At 40.6% G+C, this 8,004-nt stretch carries 3 protein-coding genes; all 3 read left to right on the top strand.

The window, feature by feature from the left end:
• Positions 1–976 (top strand): phosphopantetheine-binding protein (locus F6K20_RS15210; protein WP_287295181.1); only part of this gene is annotated, 976 nt, incomplete at its 5' end.
• Positions 973–4,380, top strand: coding sequence for a non-ribosomal peptide synthetase (locus tag F6K20_RS15205; protein WP_008190460.1), 3,408 nt, complete (start codon positions 973–975; stop codon positions 4,378–4,380). The genes F6K20_RS15210 and F6K20_RS15205, both read left to right, overlap by 4 nt.
• Positions 4,381–4,382: 2 nt before the next feature.
• Positions 4,383–8,004, top strand: a 3,622-nt coding sequence (locus F6K20_RS15200) for an amino acid adenylation domain-containing protein (protein WP_287295180.1), incomplete at its 3' end; no start/stop codon positions are given.

Raw genomic sequence — 8,004 nt, 5'->3', positions numbered from 1 at the left:
ACAGAGGGGAACAGAACACAATGAACTGAATAAGTATAGGTATAGCGTACTGTTGTATATAGATGCACAACCAGGAAAAGTAATAACACCGACTGTAGAAAGTGGAGCAGGTATGAGTGTTCAACAGATAGAAACTTATCTGCGAGACAAAGGGCCAGAATCAATTTGCTTTAGTGGTTTAGTTAATGGCAGAGTAGCTAATGATGTAGAGTTGGTAGAGTTGCTATCACAGCCCAAAGAAAAGGAGAATGTACAGCAGTTGAAGCAGAGGTTAGAGGAGAAGCTAGTCAATAGCATAGACCCAGAAAGGTTATATGAAGTGAGTTCGGATAATGGGTATTCTCTAGAGTTGTGTTGGTCTGCTCAGGGAGGTCCGGAATTGATGGATGGGGTATTTGTGCGCAGAGAGTTAGCCAAAGAAGGGATAGTGTTAACACCCCTAACTCAAAAATCGGTGGTAGCAGGTAACTGGAATAATTATGGGAATAATCCGTTGAGTTCCCAGTTGAAAAAGGAACTGATACCGCAGTTGAGAGAGTATTTGGAGTCGAGGTTGCCAGAGTATATGGTGCCATCGGGGTTGATGGTGTTATCGCAACTGCCTCTGACTCCTAACGGTAAGGTAGACCGTAAGGCATTGCCTGTACCGGATGTGGCTAGTAGTGTGTCAACGGAGTATGTAGCTGCTGAAACGGAGACACAGAAGGTATTAGCAGAGATTTGGGCAGAAGTGTTGGGCATAGAAAAGGTGGGGATACACGATAACTTCTTTGAATTGGGTGGTCATTCTTTGCTAGCTACTCAAGTTGTATCTAGGATACAACAAGCTTTTGAGAAGGAAGTGACTTTGCAGGATTTATTTGAGTTCCCTACTATTGCTGACATTGCCCAGAACCTTGAAGTGCTGCGTCAAGTTTCTCAAAATGAGACTTCATTAATTTCTGAAACAAAAGAACATGAGGCATTTTTATTATGAAAACATTTGAATTTGTATCATACCTGCAAAATCTAGGGGTCAAACTTTGGATAGATAAAGGGCAATTAGGTTGTCAGGCTCCGAAGGGAGTAATCACACCAGATCTGAGACAAGATATGGTTGAGCGCAAAACAGAAATCCTAGAGTTTATGCGGAAAGCTCACACAACTCAAGAACCATTAGCAACGACTATTAAACAAATTCCTAGGGATGGTAAGTTGCTCTTATCTTTTGCTCAGGAAAGGTTATGGTTTGTCAACCAGCTATTTCCTGATAACTCTTCCTATAATCAGCCAATTGCCTTAAACCTGAAGGGGCCTTTAAATGTTGTAGCTTTGGAGCAAAGCCTGAAAGAAATCATCCAACGCCATGAAACTTTAAGAACTAGTTTCCCCGAAATAAATGGACAACCCGTACAGATAGTTGCACCTGTAATGGAACTGCCACTGACTGTGGTAGATTTGCAAAGTGGTGACTCGACTTACCAGCAGTCAGAAAAGGTTAAAGAATTAGTCAGACAGGAAGCTATGGCAACTTTTGACTTAGCTAATGGTCCAGTGGTACAAGTTACTTTGTTGCAACTAGAGTCAGAACATCATGTGTTGCTGATCAAAATGCATCATATTATCTCTGATGGTTGGTCCTTGGGAATTTTAGTTAGAGAGTTATCAACTTTGTATGAGGCTTTTGCTCAGGGAAAGTCATCGGTTTTACCAGAGTTGCCCATCCAATACGCGGACTTTGCTAGCTGGCAACGAGAATGGTTGACAGGAGAAGTCCTTGAGAAACAACTGAATTACTGGAAAAAACAGTTGTCTGGAATTTCCCCTATTCTGGATATTCCTACCAACTACCCTCGTCCTACTGAACCTACTTTTAAAGGTGGGATGGAATATTTTAAGCTTGACTCCTATTTAACCCAAAAACTGAAACAGTTAAGCCAAGAGTCAGGAAGTACGTTATTTATGACTTTGTTGGCTGCATTTTTTGTTTTACTATCACGCTACAGTGGTCAGTCCGATCTAGTAGTTGGTTCTCCCATAGCAAATCGCAATCGAAGGGAAATTGAACCATTAATTGGTATGTTTGTTAATACCCTTGTTTTGCGGGCTGATTTGTCGGATAACCCAACCTTCAGAAAATTATTAGAGCGAGTACAAAAAACTACGTTAGACGCTTATACTCACCAAGATTTACCCTTTGAAAAGCTACTGGGAGAATTGCAAACTGAACGAAACCTGAGTCACAACGCTTTAGTACAGGTGATGTTTGCTCTCCAGAACAACAAAATGGAGGCTTGGAATCTACCAGGTTTAAGGGTAAGTGAAATGGAATTTGATTTTGATTTCACTAGATTCGATTTGGAAGTTCACTGTTGGGAAGTTTCATCTGGTATAGAAGCTTATTGTGTTTACAGCACCGATATCTTTGAGCCAGACACAATAGCTCGGATGATGGGACATTTTCAGACTTTGTTAGAAGCAGTGGTGGCAAATCCCGAACAGAAAGTATTGCAGTTGCCACTAATGAAATCATCAGAGCTACATCAGATACTGGTAGAGTGGAACAACACGAAAACAGATTACCCTAAAGACAAATGTATCCATCAATTATTTGAGGAACAAGTAGAGAAAACACCAGATGCAGTAGCGGTAGTCTTTGAGGATAAGCAACTTACCTACTCTGAGTTAAATAGTCGAGCTAACCAATTAGCTCACTACTTGCAAACTCTGGGGGTTAAACCAGAAGTATTAGTGGGTATTTGTGTAGAGCGATCGCTGGAGATGATAGTGGGATTGTTGGGGATTCTTAAGGCAGGTGGAGCTTATGTGCCATTAGACCCAAATTATCCATCGGAACGGTTAGCTTATATGCTTTTTGATGCAGGAGTATTAGTATTGCTTACCCAGCAGTCGTTAGTGGTATCCTTGCCAGAACATCAAACTCAGGTGGTTTGTTTGGATCGAGATTGGGATGCGATCGCATCCCTCAGTAACCAAAATCTGCTAAATGAGGCCAACCCAGAAAATTTAGCTTATGTCATCTATACTTCCGGCTCTACAGGTAAACCAAAAGGAGTTGCTATTGAACATCATAGTCCAGTCGCTTTATGCAATTGGGCTAAAAAGATATTTACAATTGAGCAACTTGCTGGTGTATTAGCTTCTACCTCGATTTGTTTTGACTTATCTATTTTTGAAATATTTGTGACATTAAGTTGTGGTGGTCAAGTAATTTTGGCTAATAATGCCTTAGATTTACCTAATGTTAAACAGGCAGATGAAGTAACTTTAATTAATACAGTTCCTTCAGCAGTAACTGAACTTTTAATAATCAAGGCAATACCTTCAAATGTAAAAATAATTAACTTAGCTGGTGAAGTATTTACAAACCAACTGGTACAAAAATTATACCAGCAAGAAAGTGTTCAAGGTGTATACAATTTGTACGGTCCATCAGAAGATACAACATATTCCACATATACTTTATTAGAAAAGGGAGCGAAGACTGAACCTACTATTGGCCGTCCCATCACGAATACAGAAATTTACATCCTAGATAAGAATACTCAACCAGTCCCCATAGGTGTAGCAGGAGAACTACACATCGGTGGTGCTGGTCTAGCCAGAGGTTATCTCAACAATTCAGAATTGACTGTAGAAAAATTTATACCTAATCCCTTTGATAACAATTGCAAGCTATATAAAACAGGGGACTTAGTTCGCTACTTACCAAATGGGGATATAAAATTTATAAGTCGAATTGACCATCAGGTAAAAGTGCGAGGATATCGCATCGAAACAGGAGAAATAGAAGCAGTTCTTAATTCATACCCTCAAGTCCAAGAAACAGTGGTAGTAGCAAGAGAAGATAACTTTGGTAATAAAGGTCTAGTGGCTTATCTAGTACTAGAAAGTGAAACTCCAGAAGTATCAGATACAGAACAAATAGAGAAAGTAAAACAGTATGTGAAAGAGCAGTTGCCGAAATACATGATACCCAGTAGGTTTTTACTGTTGCCAGAACTACCACTGACGCCCAATGGCAAAGTAGACCGTAAGGCATTACCTGTACCGGATGTGGTCAGTAGTATGTCAATATATGTAGCTCCTGAGACGGAGACACAAAAGGTATTAGCAGGAATTTGGGCAGAAGTATTAGGAATAGAAAAGGTGGGAATACATGATAACTTCTTTGATTTGGGTGGCCATTCTTTGCTAGCAACTCAAGTTGTGTCTCGAATAGGACAAGCCTTTGATATAGAGTTTCCTTTAAGGAAAATATTTGAATCTTCTACAGTGGAAAGTATAAGTAAATATATAGATGCCTGTATTTGGGCAGCAAAAACACATCCAATTGTCCAAGATAACACAGTTAACAAACGTAATCAAGGAGTTCTCTAGATATGAAACAAATGCAAATGATAGAAGAGTTTTTATTTGAGCTTCGCAACCAAGACATCCAACTTTGGCTTGAAGGAGATCAACTACACTATAGTGCTCCTGAAGGAAAACTTACACCTACATTGCTAGCTCAACTGCGGGAACGTAAAGAAGAAATCCTCAGCTTTTTGTACAGTGCCAAACAATCTGTATACTCACAGCAGTCTCAAATAAAACCTATTGAGCGAAATGGCAACCCGCCACCATTATCTTATGCACAACAAAGGCTATGGTTCCTAGAAAAAATGGCCTTGAGTAGCAACGCCTACAATATGCCATTAACCCTACATCTATTAGGTCAATTGGACTATGTAGCTCTACAAAAAAGTCTCAACCAAATCATCGCTCGCCATGAAACCCTCAGAACCACCTTCAGTGAAATCAACGGCACACCAGTACAAATAATTCAACCCCCCTTTGAATTAGAACTACCCATAATTGACCTAAGTGGGTTAACACCTTATGATTCTACTACCAAACTACAACAACTACTCCAACAAGAAAATGAACAAAGATTCAATCTGGAAGTAGACCCCCCCATACGCGCTCAGTTGTATCAACTAGGAACAACAGAACACATACTGCAAATCACATTACATCACATAGCTTCCGATGGCTGGTCACTGACAGTATTACCCAAAGAACTCTCAGCTATTTACACTGCCACACTGTTCGAGAAACCATCCCCATTACCAGAGCTACCCATACAATATGCGGACTTTGCAGTTTGGCAAAAGAACTACTTACAAGGTCAAACCCTCGAAACCCAACTCAACTATTGGAAGCAAAAGCTCCAAGACTTACCTCAACTACAACTACCAAAAGACCATCCCCGACCCGCAGTTGAAACTTTTAATGGAGCAGGTATACCCATAAACATACCAGCAGCACTAACATCAAAAGTTAAACAACTCACCCAAAAGCAGGGAACCACCCTATTTATGACCCTGTTAGCAGTATTCAAAGTATTGCTGTCTCGTTACAGTGGTCAAGGAAGTATAGCAGTAGGTTCACCCATAGCCAACCGCAACCGCAGTGAAATAGAAGGATTGATAGGTTTCTTTGTGAACTCCCTAGTCATGTACACAGACCTGGGAGGAGACCCTAGTTTCACAGAAGTATTAAACCGAGTTAAACAAACAGCTCTAGAAGCTTATGGTCACCAAGACATACCCTTTGAGAAATTGGTAGAAGAGTTGCGACCAGAGCGGGCACTATCGCAAAACCCCTTATTTCAGGTAATGTTTGCCGTTCAGCAAGAGGAAATGTTAAAACCATCCTTTACCTTACCTAACTTGGAAGTAGGTTTTTATGAAGGGGGAGGAGCTGAGATGACAGTGAGGTTTGACTTAGAGTTACATCTGTGGCCAGTAGGAGAAGAAATCAAAGGATTTTGTGCCTATAACCGAGACTTGTTCTCAGCGGAAACAATTAGTCGCATGATGTCACATTATGAAAACTTACTATCAGCAGCAGTAGAGACTCCAGAGCGACCTGTGAGCCAGTTGCCATTAATGACAGAGCCAGAGTTATACCAAATACTGGTGGAGTGGAACAATACCAAAACAGATTACCCCACAGACAAATGTATCCATCAGTTATTTGAGGAACAGGTCGAAAACAACCCAGATGCAATAGCGGTAGTATTTGAAGAGCAAAAGCTGACCTATTCTCAATTAAATAGCAAAGCTAATCAACTAGCCCATTATTTGCAAAAATTGGGAGTATCTCCAGAAACCCTAGTGGGAATATGTGTAGAGCGTTCAGTAGAGATGGTAGTAGGTTTATTAGCCATACTTAAAGCTGGAGGAGCTTATGTGCCATTAGACCCGAATTATCCAACTTCACGCTTATCTCAAATATTAGAAGACGGGGAGTTACACTTAGTGTTAACTGACTTCAACTCCCAGTTGAACCTACCAGAAACCAAAACACCTCTAATAGATATCAACCAAGCTAATAGGGCAGAAATACAAGCTAATGTAGTCAGTAATGTTAATCCCCAGAACCTAGCTTATGTATTGTATACCTCTGGTTCTACAGGCCGACCTAAAGGAGTAGCAATTGAACACGGTAGTCCAGTGTCCCTATTGTATTGGGCACGAGAAGTGTATAGCCAAGAAGAATTATCAGGAGTATTAGCCTCCACTTCTATCTGCTTTGATCTATCAGTATTTGAATTGTTTGTACCCTTAAGTTGGGGAGGAAAAGTCATATTAGCTGAAAATGCTTTATATCTCCCCGAACTACCAGCAGCAGGAGAAGTAAGCCTAATCAACACAGTACCATCAGCAGCAAGAGAATTAGTCAGAAATCAAAGTATTCCCACTGGAGTAAAAACAGTGAATCTGGCAGGAGAGCCCCTAGATAATCAACTGGTTCAACAACTGTATGAACAACAAACAATTAAAGCGGTATACAATCTTTATGGTCCTAGTGAAGACACAACCTACTCAACATATGGGTTAATGGAAAAAGGAGCAACCAAATCACCAACCATAGGCAGACCAATAGCAAACACCCAGGTATATATTCTTAATGTCCATTTACAACCTGTACCCATAGGAGTAGCAGGAGAGCTACACATAGCAGGAGAAGGGCTAGCACGCAGTTACCTAAAACAAGCAGAATTAACTAGCGAAAAGTTCATCTTTTGGCAAGGGAAAAGATTATACAAAACAGGAGACTTGGTACGTTACCTACCTGATGGCAATATAGAATTTTTAGGTAGAATAGACCACCAAGTAAAAATCCGAGGCTACCGCATAGAAACTGGAGAAATTCAAGGGATTTTAAATGAACATCCCAAAGTCAAAGAAGCAGTGGTAATTGCCAGAGAGGATAAGCCAGGAGACAAACGTTTAGTCGCATACCTAGTAGCTGAAACTGAAACTGCCACGAATTTTAACCCAGAACTATCAAATAATCAACTCAGTAATTGGCAAGAAGTATTCAATCAACAAATAGAGAATGGGGAGAGTGAAATTATCGACCCCTTATTTAACCTCTCAGGTTGGCGCAGCAGTTATGATAACCAGCCCATACCAGTAGAGCAAATGCGCATCTGGGCAGGGGATATTGTTAGCCAAGTATTAGCCCAGAAACCAGAGAGTGTGTGGGAAATAGGTTGTGGCACAGGAATGCTGCTATTTCAAATCGCACCGCAAACACAAAAATATTTAGGCACAGACATCTCCAAGGTCTCATTAGAATACATCAAACAACAAATAGAACAGCAACCAGACAAATATGGTCATGTCTCCTTAGCACAGAAACGAGCTGAAGATATGGCTGATCTAGCAGATAACAGTTTCGATGTAGTGCTACTGAGTTCAATAGTCCAGTATTTCCCGAGTGTGGAGTATCTGTTGCAAGTAATAGAAGAAAGTATCAGGGTAGTCAAACCAGGAGGGATGATTTTCTTAGGGGATATCCGGAGTAGGCCATTAATGAAAGCATTTCACTCTTCGGTGCAACTGTATCAAGCAACTCCCTCACTGTCGAGACAACAACTCAAGTCAAAAATAGACAGAAAAATGGAGCAGGAGACCGAGTTGTTAGTCTCACCAGAGTTGTTTATAGCTC

Origin of the sequence: Moorena sp. SIO2C4 (genome assembly GCF_010672485.1) — a bacterium.
GTDB lineage: Bacteria > Cyanobacteriota > Cyanobacteriia > Cyanobacteriales > Coleofasciculaceae > Moorena > Moorena producens.
This window is presented reverse-complemented; position numbering and strand designations above follow the sequence as displayed.